This is a genomic window from Tumebacillus lipolyticus, from assembly GCF_042682745.1.
Taxonomy (GTDB): Bacteria; Bacillota; Bacilli; order Tumebacillales; family Tumebacillaceae; genus Tumebacillus_A; species Tumebacillus_A lipolyticus.
Window position 1 is genome coordinate 531386 of the sequence record NZ_JBHUIO010000011.1, and the last position, 13451, is coordinate 544836.

Here is a 13451-nt window from a genome sequence, read left to right on the forward strand (position 1 = left end):
CCGCGTTTGGAGAGACACCAAGACAGTCGCACATCTTCGTAATCGTTACCAGAGCAGGAGCCCGACAGCGGGCTCCTGCTCTTTTTGGTCGCATTCACCCATCTTGAACAAGCAGATCGAAATATATAAATTATATTTTACAAGAAAACTGACTAAGTAGTATAATAAAGCAAAAGAAAGATAGTCAGGGAGGTGGGAGCAATGGCGGAAAGCGGCTGGATGGGACACCCGCGATCCTATTGGACGGAGCGCTTGCAGCAGGAGGAGTACGATGTGATCATCATCGGCGGCGGGATCACCGGAGCTGGCATCGCCCGGGAAGCGTCGCTCGCCGGGCTGAAGGTGGCGGTGCTGGAGGGCAGCGATTTTGCGGCGGGCACCTCCTCGCGCTCGACCAAGCTGATCCACGGCGGGTTGCGCTATCTGGCACAGGGCCATCTGCGCTTGGTGCGCGAGGCAGGTTCGGAGCGAGCTGTCCTGCGGCGACTCGCCCCGCACTTGGTCAGGCCGGTGCCGTTTGTGCTCCCGATCTACAAAGGCATGCAGCATGGAAGGATGGCGATGTCTGCCGCGATCTGGCTGTACGACCGTCTGGCCGGCGTGGCCAAAGAGGAGCGCCGCCAAACGCTCTCCGTGCACGAATTGCTCCAGCTTCACCCGGCGCTTGAGCAAAAGGAGTTGCTCGGCGGCGTGCTCTATCACGAATATGTGACAGATGACGCCCGACTGACCCTGGCGACGCTTCAGAGCGCCAGCGCCCTAGGGGCCGTGGTGCTCAACGACTGCCCCGTGCGAAAGCTGCTGGTCGCTGACGGCACGCTGTGCGGTGTCATCGCGCATGACCTGATCGATGATCGACAGCTGGTCATCACCGGGCGGCTGGTGGTCAACGCAGCCGGGCCGTGGATCGAACAGGTCTTAGCTCTGGAGCAGACCGCTCGACCTGATCGCGCGGATCAAAGCGAGGCGCCCACCAGCGCCATGCCGCCAGCTCCGCCCACCGTGCAGGCGGAAGTCGCCACCGCCCAAGACGAGGTGCGCGGCGCTGCTTCGCGGGTGACGCACAGCAGGGGGATTCACCTGTCCTTTCCTGCCGAGCGCCTGCCATTGCCACACGCGCTGGCGGTGCAGACGGCAGATCGGCGGCTGGTCTTCCTGATCCCCAAAGGGGAGGTCACCTATGTCGGGACGACCGACAAGCGCTACGCCGGCGACCTGCACCATCCGGAGGTGCCTGCGGAGGAGATCGACTATCTGCTGCGCATCGTCAACCGCCTGCGCCCCGATGCGCAGCTGACCGAAGCGGATGTGATCGGCATCTGGTCGGGCGTGCGCCCGCTGGTGACCGCCGCTGGGTCCAGCGCCGCTCAAGACACGAAAGACGTTTCTCGCGAAGATGAGATCTGGGTCTCGCCGGGCGGGCTGATCACCATCGCCGGCGGCAAGCTGACCGCCTATCGCAAGATGGCGGAGCGCGTGCTGTCACACCTGCGCCAAACGCTAGAGTCGAGCGGAGATTGGAACAGGTGGCAGACCCTCTCCGCTCGCCTGCCCCTCTACGGCGCTGAGCAGCTCCCCGCGGTGAACCAGTCCCAATGGTGGCAGAGCGAGATCACACGCCTGAGCGAACAGCACAACATCGGCTGTGCGGACGCCTCCGCTCTGCTCGATCGCTTTGGCGACCGAGCGGAAGCGGTGCTCGCCTATGGCTCTTCCGCTCGGATCGACCCTCACTTCCCGCTTCTTTGCGCGGAGATCCACTACATGGTGCGCCACGAATCGGCCAACCATCTGCAAGACCTGATCGCGCGCCGGACCGAGTTGGGCCGTTTTCGCGGCCGAGAGCTCGCATCGCTGATCGATGCTGTTTCCCGAGAGATGGCGCTGTTGCTCGATTGGACGGAAGAGCAGCGCGAGCGCGAAGTTCACAGCTGCCAGCGCGAATGTCATCTCGTTTGATCGATCTAAAAAAACAGCAGGTGCGCGAGTCAACGCGCCTGCTGTTTTTTACAACCGCTCACGGCGGCTCTCATCTGCGCTCAATTGCTCAGATGCTCGTGCACGATCTTCCAGCGTCCGTCTCGCTTGGCAAGCACGTTGGCCCCGCGCCCGCCTCCCTCCCGAAACTCACCGTTCACATAGCCCTGCCAGTGATACTCGTAGGTGCAGGTCGAGACCGAATCGCTCTGTGCGATCCAGCGCACGCCGCGAATGCTGTACACCTCTTCGCGAATCGTTTCCCACCCCTGACGAAAATAGGCTCCGATCTCTGCAACGCCCTCGCAGGTGTTGTCGGTGAACCAATAGACCGCGTCTGCTGCGATCAGCTCTGCCACCTGTTCAAAATCATGCGAGTTGGTCGCCTCTTCGTATCGTTGCATAAACTCGTTCAATTCGGAAGTCAGTCGTTTGTCCATCAGAATCACTCCTCAGACGTTCGATCTGCCGCATTTCGCTCCATCAGCGCGGCCACCCGATGCGCTTCCTCCTGCTCCTGCGAGCGCAGCGCTTCGATCACATGCTGCTGCAGCTGCGCAGGCTTGTTTTGATTGAGCTTCTTTTTGCCCTCGACCTTGTTCAACACGATCTTAAACCCGACGATCCCGCTCAGCATGCGCTCCGCATACTCTTGGCTCTCCTCGATCTTCCACGGCTTCGGCATGCCCGCTTCGAAAAAGTTGACCGATCGCTCTAACAGCTCCATCAGCGCGGCAGGCTCTTCGAATATCTCGATCTCCCCATAGGCGTGTACCGCCACATAGTTCCAGGTCGGCACATTGTTCGGCTGCTGATACCAGGTTGGCGAGATGTAGTGGTGCGGGCCGGAGAAGACGACCAGCACATCGCGCGCCGTTTCTTTCCAATGCGGATTGGCCTTCGCCATGTGACCGTAGAGGACGCCTTGCTCTCCCTCGTCTTCGGCCAGAAAAAACGGCAGATGCGTGCCCCGCGGGCCATCCTCCGTCTGCGAGAACAGGATGCCAAACGAGTTCTCCTTCATAAATTGGTCGATTTCCGCCCGGTCTTCCATCGCGAACGATCGCGGAATGTACATCGGCCTCACCCCTTTTCCTCAGTTTATCGCTTTCCCCTGTTGGCGAGAAGAGCTCCTGTGTTATAGTAGGAGACTCAAAGTTGCTATTTTTCCCAAAAAGGAGCGTGTGTGAGAATGGAGATTCTGTTGATTCGGCATGGAGAGTCGGAGGCTGACATTTTGAATGTGCACGAAGGTCGAGCAGATTTTCTGCTGACGGAGCGCGGGCGACAACAGGTGCGGCTGATGGCTGAGCGAGTGCAGAGCGAGTTCCCGCCGCAGATCATCTTCGGCAGCACGCTGAAGCGAGCGCAGGAGACGGCAGCCGTCTTGGCGGAGACAGTCCGGTGCCCCGTCGAGTATCTGCCCGAACTGCAGGAGCGCGACAACGGCAAGCAGGCAGGCCTGCCCTATGCAGAGGGCAATCTAAAATATCCGATGCCCGACCTTCCCCACCTGGCGATCGAGGATGGCGAGACCTGGTTTCAATTTCGGATGCGGGCAGAGAGCGTGCTGTCCCACCTTTTCCACCGCTGCGAAGGTCACTATGATCGCATCGCCATCGTCTCACACGGCGGGATGATCTCCGCGCTGCTGCAATCCTTTTTGCGCATGCCTGCGACGAATGTGGTCTGGTTTGAATCGAGCGACACGGCGATCCACCTGCTGGAGAAAGTCGAGCCCCAGCGAGTAGTAAAGGCACTCAACGATACGACGCATCTGCGCGACCTCGACTGAGCAGATTCTTTTTGCCGGGGTGAGGTCATCATCTTTTTGACTTCCCCCGCACTGCTGCTTTTCCCCTGCCAGATGCTTTCCCACTGCCTGATGACGAACTGCTCGCAGCAGAAGCGGTCGTCTTCTTGGATGAGCCTGTCGCTTTTGCCGAAGATGCCGCCTTGAGCGTGTAATACTCGTCGTCTGGATCACCGATCCAATACTCTTCGGTCAGCTTGAGCAACTTGCTCTCGATCTGTGCTTTCAACTCTTCATCTGTCATGCGCTTTAGCTCATCTTTCGTAAACTGTTCCTCAAGCCAAGAGCGCGCCAGCAGCACTTCGCGGAGCCACACTTCGAGCATCGCGTAGCTGGCGAGATCCTTCACCACCTCTTGGCCCTCGATCTCAAAGATCTTCTGATCAAACTTTCCAGCCTTCTCCTGGTAGAGTTTGGCCAAATTCTCCGAACTGAGCGTCTTCGCCTTCTGATCCAAATCGTGCCCGTTGTCCTGAGCAGACTTGGGAGCCATCGGGTTGTAGGCGGAGAGGTACTCATCGCGGAAATCACCTCGTGGGTCATGTTCGGCAAGCACCTCCCCGCCTTCCGGAGTCATCCCCCACGCCAAGATCGGATCGAGCACAAACATGCCATCGTTCCGAATGACCTCGTTGACATGGACGAGCGAAGCGGGAGACGCCATCTGATCGAGCGCCGATCGCTCTACCTCATCGGTCGTCTGGTCCATCCGATCTGACGTTTTCGGCGCTGTAGACGGAGTTGGCTTTTGCAGAGTGCCCGCTTGCCGGAACGAGCGGGAGCGGCTGCGCCGCCGAGAGCGATCGCGAGCTTGTTTTTTCTCCTCAACTTCCCCCTCCGAATCGCTGCTGCTCGATTTCAAATCTTCACGCGAAGGCGACATCGGCCAATCGTCCGTGAAGATTCCCTTTTCTTCCGCCGTGTAGGTGCTTTGGGTAGAGGAGTAGATGCTGTGCCGTTTCTTCTTGTCTTTGTTGTTCAGAAACGCCTCATTGCGAATCGGTCCGAAATCGAGGCGAATCGCATCATACTTCTTCCAATCCTGCTTAGGATCATCCAGCGCATCTTTGATCCCAGTCACCGTGTGTGCCACCTTGCCTTCTTTCGGCTTGATCAGATCGCTGTCGTCCGCTGCGTACGCTTTAAACTTTTTGCGGCGGTCTTTCGTCTCCGAATGCTTGAAGAACAGCGCTTGTGCCTTTTGGGCGACGCTTAGCGACTCCCACTGTTTCGATGTCGTTTTTCCGGCGATCTTTTTTAAGGTTGCCTCATCGATCGCCCGATCGCCTACCTTGTCATAAAATTCAATCTCGCTGTCCACCCCATATTCAAGACAGAGATCCGCATAGAGAGCCTCCAATATTTTGTACTCATCTTTCGGATCGAGCTTCGTCTCCTTGTAGTCATCGTACAGCTTCTTCCTTTTTTTGTTGAACTCCGGCTTGTATGTTTCTGCTTTCTCCTCCTCTTCGGTGCTCATCCATCGTTTGCGAAGCGGGTCGTCCAGTCGAGCGGCCGCTTGTGCCCCTTCCAAAGTCATCGGAAAGTCATCGAAGCTATCGGTTGACCCGACCTTCCGCTTCAACATCCAATCAACCGCACCTCCCCTGCCGCTCTCCGAATAGTTGGTCAGCAGCTCTAGCATCTCAACATCTGTGTCCTTCCCCGAGCCTTTCAACGCATGTTGCAGCGGCGTTTCGGTATCCTCATTCTTCGATTTGTAGGCACCAGCATCGCGAATGAACTGGTTGCTGTGGTGTTTTCCTTTCTGCACGATTGCGTACGCTTTTGCTGACTTGTGGTTGAGAAAACGATGAAGATGCTTCGGACGAGGATGCTGATGTTTGGCATCTTCGCTTTGCTCCGCATGCAAGTTGTAACTGGCCGCCGCGACAAGGTCGAGCTTATTCTCATAGGAAAAGCTGATCCCCTTCTTCCTGATCACTTCGTCGCGCATCGATTTCGCCTCTGTCGTCTTCGATACACCCTCGCGAAACTGATGTGCCACCTGATGGACGATCTGCAGCAGCTCCACATCGGAGATCGCGCTTGTGCTCCACTCCTCGTCAAAAACACCTTCCGATGTATAAAGTTTATTCTTTTCTTTCTTCGGTTTGGAAAGACGGTTGATCGTTCCATCTTCATCGCGGATGACATACATCCGGTTGCGCACCTTTTTGTTCAGGCTCTTGATCCGCTTTTGTTTTTTGCTGAGTTCTTCCGCGTCCTCTTCCGATGCGGACTCTTCCGACTCCGACTCCTCCGAATCGGATCGCTGTATGACCGCTCGCGAAAGCTGTGCCGCCTGCTGAGCGAGAAAGCGTTGAGTCGCCCGATTGCCCACTTTGCGCTGCAGGGTCATGATCTGTGCGGAAGTGAAAGGATGCGTTGAACACGGTTCTAATTCGGGCGCCCGTTGGACGCTATTCGCAGCCGATTGCTTCGGCAGACTTTTTTGCATTTTCCCTTGAGAAAAAGTAGATCCCACACTTTCACTCCTCAAATTCAGCTTCAAGCAATAGAAAGTTTCGACCATAAAATTGGAGCTCCTGCTAAAATTTGAGATTCACACGCCCACATCTAAAAAATGGAGCACGACAAAAAAGCGGAAGCCCGCGATGGCGTTAACCATCGCGGGCTTCCGGCGAAAACGATGCGATTACTTCGTTTGAACCAGCGGATCTGGCCAGAAGATTTCCGGCGTCGCCGCAGATGCGGTTGCAGTTTGAACGGTAAAGGCAGCCGCGACCAGCAGTACGAGAAGACCAGCTTTTTTCATAGGGCAATTCCCCTTTCTTCTAATATCTGCCGGCTATACCTCCGAATTTCCTCTAAGATGCCAATTGCCTGCTCATGATCCTCAGCTTCGAGATACAGCTCGGCAAGCTCATACATCGTGTCATCCCAATCCTTTACTTCTTCCATGCGCTTGAAGCATTCGGCAGCCGTCTTCAGCCGACGAATCGCTTCCTCGCGCTGATCCCGGTCTTTGGCGATGCGACCGTGGATGCGATTGATCCAAGCTTGATACAGGTGCAATTCAGGCAAGAGAGATCGGGCTTCGTGGCACAGCTCTTCCGCCTGCCGGAACTTCTGCTGACGCAGGCGCAGCTTCGCAAGCTCGACCTTGGTCATCCCCATCTCTTCGAACTGACCAAGCTCTCGAAACCTGGCGATCGCCGCAAGCAGCATCTGCTCCGCTTCCAGATCGTGCCCTTTCTCTCCCAGCAACACAGCGCTCGTCACCTTTGTCTTGATCGTCATCAGGACGTTGTTCAGACCTTCAAAAATGGCGGTGGCTCGCTCCGAATAATCGACCGCCCGCTCCAGATCGTTCAGGCGCTTGTACGACATGCCGAGGCCCATGTAGACATGGCCGATCTCGTACATGCTGTTCGTCCCCTCATACAATGCAGACGACCCGTTGAAATAATCGAGCGCATCTTCGAGGTTCCCGAGCTTCGAATGCACCAGCCCCAGATTGAACAGGATGCTCGCCTTTAAAAACACGTCCTGCTCTTCCATCTTGTCCGCCTCTTCCAAGCTCCTGTGCCACTGGTAGGCGGCCAGTTGATAGCGCTTGCGGCGAAACTCGATCAGGCCGATGTTCTTGAGGGTGAGCGCCTGCTGGTGGTGATCTTGGCGCAGGATCGCCAGCTCGTAGACCTGGTTGAACAGCTTTTCAGACTCGGGCAGCTGATCGGTGTGGAAGTAGCAGTCTGCCAATTCGAACATGATGTCCATCGTCGAGATCTGCGAGCGCGGGGTATCCAACAGCTCCTTCAACAACGGAATCGCCGAGTTGTACTCCTTCCCCGCGACCATCGCGCGCGCCATCTTGTAGGTGCTCACATACTCCAGATTGAGATCCACATCTGACAAAAGCTTCTCAAGGGGTACCTCCAACCTTTCCGCAACTGCGAAAAGTATCTTGTAAGAAGGGCGTGCTCGATCCGATTCAATCTGTGAGATCATGCTCGGTGTGCAAAGCCCTCTTGCCAAGTCAATCTGAGTGATACCCTTCTTCAAGCGCAATTCTCGAATACGCTGCCCCAAGGAAAACATGAGCCGTATTCCACCTGCCCTTCCAATTTTATCTCACTTTCGTCGATTATACAATAGGAGAATTAACTTGTCTATAAAGACTTTACTATCACTTTATGTATAAAGTCACAGTGTCGAATCACACAACTTTTTTGAATGCCATTTATTGGGAATCAATCCCGTTTTGCAAGGTTTGACGAACATTTTGCCCGCAAAAACAAAAAAACCGCCTCCTGCACAAAGGCAGGGGGCGGGGCAATCGACTCCGATTTGACAATCGAGAGCCATCGCTATAGGAAAGTAGTGGTGTGATTCCGTCTCATCCATCGTATTACGAAACAATATTGAAGTCAACCATTATCAGAAAATTTCCGATCATTACACATCGTTTACGAATTGATTTCACCTGAGTTGCAAAGGGATTCAAATCGGCGCTCGTCTGCCCTATGCTTCCACCTCTGACTTGATCCCTTTGCAGGTCAGCCCGATGCGCCCTTTTTTCAGATCGACAGACAGCACTTTCACCTGCAGCACATCGCCGATCGCCACCACATCCATCGGGTGTTTCACGAACCGATCGGCGAGCGCCGAAATGTGTACCAAACCGTCCTGCTTGACGCCGATGTCCACAAACGCGCCAAAGTCGACCACGTTGCGCACCGTCCCTTTTAAGATCATGCCCGGCTCCAGGTCCTCCATCTTCAGCACATCGGTGCGGAACACGGGCGGCGGCAGCTCGTCGCGCGGATCGCGCCCCGGCTTTTGCAGCGCTTCCGCAATGTCGCGCAGCGTTGGAACACCCGCCCCGAGCTGTTCGGCCATCGCTGGCAAGTCGAACTGGGTGAGCTTTTCTTTCAGCGCTTCCCGCCTGCGCGGATCGGTCACATCTTCGACTTGGAAGCTGAGCGACCGCAGCAGCTTGACCGCCAGATCGTACGACTCTGGATGGATCGGCGTGTTGTCCAGCGGGTTCTCCCCGCCGGAAATGCGGAGGAAGCCGACCGCCTGCTGGTACGTCTTCGGACCGAGGCGGGGCACTTTGCCCAGCTGTTTGCGATTTTTAAACTTGCCGATTTCCTCGCGGTAGAGCACCACATTTTTGGCCACGTTTGCGGACAGGCCGGAGATGTAGGACAGGAGCGACGGCGAGGCGGTGTTCAGGTCGACGCCGACCGAGTTGACCGCCGATTCGACGACCGCCCCCAGCTGCTCCTCCAGCCGCTTTTGCGACACGTCATGCTGATATTGCCCGACCCCGATCGACTTCGGGTCGATCTTGACCAGCTCGGCCAGCGGGTCTTGCAGGCGGCGACCGATCGAGATCGCCGAGCGCTCCGCCACATCGAGCTCTGGGAACTCTTCGCCTGCCAGCTTGGAGGCCGAGTAGACGGAAGCGCCCGCTTCGCTGACGATCAGATAGGCGAGGTCTGGATGCTCTCCCCTGACCTCTTTGAGCAGATCGACGACAAACTGTTCCGTCTCGCGCGAGGCGGTGCCGTTGCCGATGGTGATCACCTCGACCTGATGCTCGTCGATCAAGCTTTTAAAGATCCGCTTCGCCTCCTGCACTTTCGACAGCGGAGGAGTTGGATAGGTGACGGTGATGGCGAGCACCTTCCCCGTTTCATCGATCACCGCCACTTTGCAGCCGGTGCGATAGGCCGGATCGACGGCGAGCACCGTCTTGCCCTTGATCGGCGGTTGCAGCAGCAGATTTTTCAGGTTTTGCGCAAACACTTTGATCGCCTGTTCCTCCGCCGCCTCGGTCAGCGCCGCGCGCAGCTCTCGTTCGATCGACGGCGCGATCAGGCGCTTGTAGCTATCCTCAAGGGCGAGGCGCAGATGTTCGCTCGCGTCGGTCGGCCGCTTCGGCAGGTGGGCCTGCTCAAGCGATCGCAAGATGTCGCCTGCGGGCGCGAGGATCGAGAGGCGAAGCGCCTCCTCCTTCTCGCCGCGGTTCATCGCCAGCACCCGATGTGGCGGTATTTTTTCCAGCGGCTCTTCATGCTCCGCATATTGGGCGTACACGTCGCGCTCCTCGTCCGCCTTCCCGGTCGCCACGCTTCTGATCGACCCTTTGCGCCGGGTCAGCTCGCGGATCTTCTGCCTGGTGGCAGCGTCATCCGCCACCTGTTCCGCATAGATGTCCAGCGCTCCCTGCAGCGCCTCGGCTGCGCTTTCCACGCCCTTCTCCGCGTCCACATAGCGAGCGGCGACCGCGTGCACATCGCCGTTCCCGTCTTCGATCAGCCAGCTGGTCAGCGGCTCCAAGCCTTTCTCCCGCGCGACTCCCGCCCGCGTCTTGCGCTTCGGTCGGTAGGGGCGATAGATGTCCTCAAGCTCGGTCATCGTCTTGGCGAGCAGGATCGCCTGAGCGATCTCCTCGGTCATCTTCTCCTGCTCGTCGATCAGGCGATGCACCTCTTCGCGGCGTTCGGCGATGTTGCGCAACGCCTGCAAGCGCTCTTGGATCATTCGCAGCTGGTTTTCATCGAGCTCGCCCGTCATCTCTTTGCGATAGCGGGCGATAAAGGGAATCGTATTGCCTTCATCAAGCAGTTCGCTCGCCACTTTCACCTGCTGCGGGCGAAGCTTGAGCTCGCTTGCGATCTCTTTGGAAAAATCGGTCATGAAGTACCTCCTCGTGCCAAGCCTATCCTTCTTTCTTCGTTCCCCTGCCCGCTAATTCCTATGCAAAACAGGATCGAAAAAAGACGGAAGCGCCGCTTCGGACATGCTTTTGACACAAGGTCGGCACTTCTGCCTGAGCGCACCAGCCTCAGCAGTGCTCAGATCCAGCCAGTTTTTCGCCCGCGCAGCCGATACCAGACGCTGGTGACGACCACGGCGAGAACGAGATGGATCGCCCAGATCGTTCGGTTCGACCCGTCCTCGTCCAACCTGCCGAACCCCAAGAACCCGAGCAGCGCATACACCACAAAAAACACGATGAGAATGCGCAACAGCTCCAGAATAAACTTGATTGGCGCCATCCTTCGTCCCCCCTGTTGTAAAATCGTTCGATCTGCAGAAATCGATCAACAGAAAAGGACGGAAGCGACCGCTCAAGCTTCCGTCCTTTTCTGTTGATAAAACCAAACGGCTAAGCCGATCAAGCTCGCTCCGCCCAAGAAACCTCCGATCACATCGCTCGGGTAGTGCACGCCGAGATAGATGCGCGAGGTGCCGATCAGCAGCACAAGCCCCGCACATGCGCTGATCAGCGCGGCGCGCAGCCACTTATTTTCCACCTTCAGCCACACCATGAAGGCCAACACCCCGTAGAGCGCAAACGCCGACATCGAATGGCCGCTCGGAAAGGAGAAGCCGTGTTCGATGATCAGCGGGTTCTGATCGGGGCGAATCCGTTGCACCAAGTTCTTGATCAGGTAGTTGACCGCTCCCGAAGCGCCGACCACCAGAAAGACGATCGCCATCTCCAGCTTGTTGTTCCCCAGTCGATAGAGCAGAAACAGGGCGAGCAAGCTGATGATCACCACCGACTCGGTGTTGCCGAACGTGGTGATGGCGATCATCACCTTGGTCATCAGTTCGGAGTGAAACTCGGTGATGAAGGTGATGATGCTGCTATCGAAGCGGATCACCCGCTCCCATTCGATCAGATTGGCGATCAGCACGAGCCCGATCGCCGCAAACAGGCTGATCAAAAAGTACCTTTTCACAAAGATGCTCAGGTTCATCGCGTCTGTACCCTTTCCTCTCCTGTTGGTGTCCCCTCTCAAATTATACGAATTCTATGAACAAGGTACACCCCGCGCTTTACATCTGACCAATTTGTCATCATTTTTCCAAAGTCTTCCCGCCTGTGCGCCTCAGCTGGGCAAACGCGGCATTCAGCGCGTTTCCGCTTCCGGCACAGACTTTCCGCTCCGCCCGCCATACATGAACTGATAGACTTCCTGTCCGGTCGGCATCGCGGGGATCGCCCCGAGGCGAGAGACGGCCAGCGCCCCCACCGCGTTGGCATAGCGCGCCATCTCTTCGATCTCCTCTTTGCTCGACAGCGACTCGTCGAGCGAACGCCCCTGCACCCGATCGACCAGCTGGCGAAGGAAGCCTGCGACAAAGCCGTCCCCCGCTCCGGTCGCATCGACCATCTGCACGCGAAACGGAGCGACGCGGCCTTGCAGCTCGCGCGTCCGGTAATAGACGCCCTGCTCGGCGAGCGTGACGAAGACGATCTTCGGGCCGAGCGCCAGCAGTTCCTCGGCACCTCGCTCCACATCTTGCGTGCCGGTGAGGAAGAGCATCTCCTCTTCGCTCACCTTGAGCACGTCTGTCAGCGTCGCCGTCTCGCGAACTTTTGCTTTCCCTTCCTCTTCGCGCCCTCGCCACAGGCCGAGGCGAAAGTTGACGTCAAAGGAGATGATCACGCCATGTTCGCGTGCGATCTGCTGCGCGCGCCTCGTCGCAGCAAACGCCTCTGGCAGCACCTGCGTGACCGAGCCGATATGGATCACGCGCGCTTTTTTGATCAGCTCTGCTTGAATGTCGTCCTCGTCGAGCAGCATGTCGGCCGACGGATCGCGATAAAAGTGAAAATGGCGGTCGCCGCCCCCGTCGATCGCAACGAACGCCAAGCCTGTCTTCGCCCGCTTCGTCCGCGAGCAGCCCGTCGTGTCCACGCCGTGCCCCTTGAGCGTGTCGATCAGATAGTCACCGAACGGATCGACGCTAAATTTACCTAAAAAGGCGGCGCGCCCGCCCAGCTTGGCCACGCCGACCGCCACGTTGGCAGGAGCTCCGCCCGCCGCCTTTTCGAAGCCAGGCACGCGATCGAGCGTAACGCCTGTCGTCTGCGGCATAAAGTCGATGATCATCTCACCGATCGAAAGCACATCGATCATTCGAAACCCTCACTTCCCATTTCAATCCAACAGTCCATACACGGTCAGCCCGAGCCAAGCAAACAGCAGGCCGAGCGTCGCCGATCCGATCAGATAGGCGAGCGCCACGCTTCGCTTGCCCCGCTGAAACAGCGTCATCGCTTCGACGCTAAACGTCGAAAAGGTGGTGAACGCTCCGAGCAGACCCGTTCCAAACAGCCACCAGAGCGGCCCGCCGTCGCTTGCGGCAAACAGCAGGCCGAGCGCGAACGAGCCGAGCATGTTGATCAGAAAGGTCGGCAGCGGAAACGCTCCACCCCACCTCTTTTGCATCTGCTGACCCAGCCAAAAGCGCAGCAGCGCTCCGATCGCACCCCCGAATAACACCAAGCAGCTCTGCATCATCTGGCGGCGACCACCCTTCGCGCCAACAGCCATCCGCTCGCCGCCATCGCCACGCCGCCCAGCAGGCTGCCGAGCAGATAGAGCGCTGCCGAGAGAAAGCGTCCCGCCTGCAAAAAGGTGATCGCCTCCAAGCTGAAAGTCGAGAAGGTGGTAAACCCGCCGAGCACCCCTGTTGCAATCCCGGTGCGCATCGCCTGCGACATCCGAACTTTCGAGGCGCTGTAGGTCAGAAAAAAGCCGAGCAGAAACGAGCCGAGCAGATTGATCGAAAGCGTCGTCCACGCCCCCGTCGTGGTGAGCGTGCCGGCGAGCATCCGCAGAAGCGACCCGACCGCTCCGCCGATCATCACAGCCAGACTGTTCAC

The 13451-nt window shown here is 57.5% G+C and carries 12 protein-coding genes and 1 pseudogene; 2 read left to right on the forward strand and 11 right to left on the reverse strand.

The features are described from left to right. The first annotated feature begins 201 nt into the window (after window positions 1–201). A complete protein-coding gene (locus ACFSOY_RS18825; protein ID WP_386049323.1) occupies window positions 202–1959 on the forward strand; it encodes a glycerol-3-phosphate dehydrogenase/oxidase in 1758 nt (585 codons plus the stop codon). An 80-nt stretch (window positions 1960–2039) separates the two neighbouring features. On the opposite strand, the gene ACFSOY_RS18830 is transcribed toward ACFSOY_RS18825, so the two are convergent. Together ACFSOY_RS18830 and ACFSOY_RS18835 are read right to left on the reverse strand one after the other, a co-directional pair. Continuing rightward, on the reverse strand, window positions 2040–2417 hold the full coding sequence (locus ACFSOY_RS18830; RefSeq protein WP_386049324.1) for a YybH family protein: 378 nt from the start codon (window positions 2415–2417) through the stop codon (window positions 2040–2042). 5 nt (window positions 2418–2422) lie between these two features. Next, window positions 2423–3055: an FMN-binding negative transcriptional regulator gene (locus ACFSOY_RS18835; protein WP_386049326.1), complete on the reverse strand. Its 633-nt coding sequence runs from the start codon at window positions 3053–3055 to the stop codon at window positions 2423–2425. A 114-nt stretch (window positions 3056–3169) separates the two neighbouring features. On the opposite strand from ACFSOY_RS18835, the gene ACFSOY_RS18840 reads away from it, so the two are divergent. Beyond that, on the forward strand, window positions 3170–3772 hold the full coding sequence (locus ACFSOY_RS18840) for a histidine phosphatase family protein (protein ID WP_386049328.1): 603 nt from the start codon (window positions 3170–3172) through the stop codon (window positions 3770–3772). 28 nt (window positions 3773–3800) lie between these two features. Here ACFSOY_RS18840 and ACFSOY_RS18845 read toward each other — a convergent pair whose 3' ends face one another. From ACFSOY_RS18845 to crcB (ACFSOY_RS18885), 9 genes and pseudogenes are all read right to left on the reverse strand, one after another. After that, complete coding sequence (locus ACFSOY_RS18845; RefSeq protein ID WP_386049330.1) at window positions 3801–6278, reverse strand: hypothetical protein; 2478 nt, start codon at window positions 6276–6278, stop codon at window positions 3801–3803. Window positions 6279–6565: 287 nt separating this feature from the next. After that, the gene (locus ACFSOY_RS18850) at window positions 6566–7663 is read right to left on the reverse strand and encodes a tetratricopeptide repeat protein (protein ID WP_386049517.1); all 1098 of its coding nucleotides are present in this window, start codon (window positions 7661–7663) and stop codon (window positions 6566–6568) included. Window positions 7664–7669: 6 nt separating this feature from the next. Next, a pseudogene (locus ACFSOY_RS18855) lies at window positions 7670–7855 on the reverse strand (helix-turn-helix domain-containing protein); the annotation flags it as partial. Between the two features lie 423 nt (window positions 7856–8278). Continuing rightward, entirely contained in the window at window positions 8279–10465 is a 2187-nt protein-coding gene (locus ACFSOY_RS18860) for a Tex family protein (RefSeq protein WP_386049331.1), read from the reverse strand. A 158-nt stretch (window positions 10466–10623) separates the two neighbouring features. Then, window positions 10624–10827: a hypothetical protein gene (locus ACFSOY_RS18865; protein WP_386049333.1), complete on the reverse strand. Its 204-nt coding sequence runs from the start codon at window positions 10825–10827 to the stop codon at window positions 10624–10626. Between the two features lie 72 nt (window positions 10828–10899). Next, window positions 10900–11535 (reverse strand): phosphatase PAP2 family protein, encoded by a 636-nt coding sequence (locus ACFSOY_RS18870; RefSeq protein WP_386049334.1) that lies wholly within the window; start codon window positions 11533–11535, stop codon window positions 10900–10902. Between the two features lie 153 nt (window positions 11536–11688). Then, a complete protein-coding gene (locus ACFSOY_RS18875; protein ID WP_386049336.1) occupies window positions 11689–12702 on the reverse strand; it encodes a carbohydrate kinase family protein in 1014 nt (337 codons plus the stop codon). 21 nt (window positions 12703–12723) lie between these two features. Further along, window positions 12724–13119 carry a fluoride efflux transporter CrcB gene (gene crcB / locus ACFSOY_RS18880; RefSeq protein WP_386049338.1) on the reverse strand — a complete coding sequence of 132 codons (396 nt, stop codon included), beginning with the start codon at window positions 13117–13119 and terminating at the stop codon, window positions 12724–12726. Continuing rightward, a complete protein-coding gene (crcB, locus tag ACFSOY_RS18885) occupies window positions 13083–13451 on the reverse strand; it encodes a fluoride efflux transporter CrcB (protein WP_386049340.1) in 369 nt (122 codons plus the stop codon). The genes crcB (ACFSOY_RS18880) and crcB (ACFSOY_RS18885) overlap by 37 nt, the downstream gene beginning before the upstream one ends.

What these genes read in the sequence shown, in the direction of transcription:
- ACFSOY_RS18825 (WP_386049323.1), top strand. Translation starts at nt 202, where the DNA reads ATGGCGGAAAGCGGCTGGATGGGACACCCGCGATCCTATTGGACGGAG.
- ACFSOY_RS18830 (WP_386049324.1), bottom strand. Translation starts at nt 2,417, where the DNA reads ATGGACAAACGACTGACTTCCGAATTGAACGAGTTTATGCAACGATAC.
- ACFSOY_RS18835 (WP_386049326.1), bottom strand. Translation starts at nt 3,055, where the DNA reads ATGTACATTCCGCGATCGTTCGCGATGGAAGACCGGGCGGAAATCGAC.
- ACFSOY_RS18840 (WP_386049328.1), top strand. Translation starts at nt 3,170, where the DNA reads ATGGAGATTCTGTTGATTCGGCATGGAGAGTCGGAGGCTGACATTTTG.
- ACFSOY_RS18860 (WP_386049331.1), bottom strand. Translation starts at nt 10,465, where the DNA reads ATGACCGATTTTTCCAAAGAGATCGCAAGCGAGCTCAAGCTTCGCCCG.
- ACFSOY_RS18865 (WP_386049333.1), bottom strand. Translation starts at nt 10,827, where the DNA reads ATGGCGCCAATCAAGTTTATTCTGGAGCTGTTGCGCATTCTCATCGTG.
- ACFSOY_RS18870 (WP_386049334.1), bottom strand. Translation starts at nt 11,535, where the DNA reads ATGAACCTGAGCATCTTTGTGAAAAGGTACTTTTTGATCAGCCTGTTT.
- ACFSOY_RS18875 (WP_386049336.1), bottom strand. Translation starts at nt 12,702, where the DNA reads ATGATCGATGTGCTTTCGATCGGTGAGATGATCATCGACTTTATGCCG.
- crcB (WP_386049338.1), bottom strand. Translation starts at nt 13,119, where the DNA reads ATGGCTGTTGGCGCGAAGGGTGGTCGCCGCCAGATGATGCAGAGCTGC.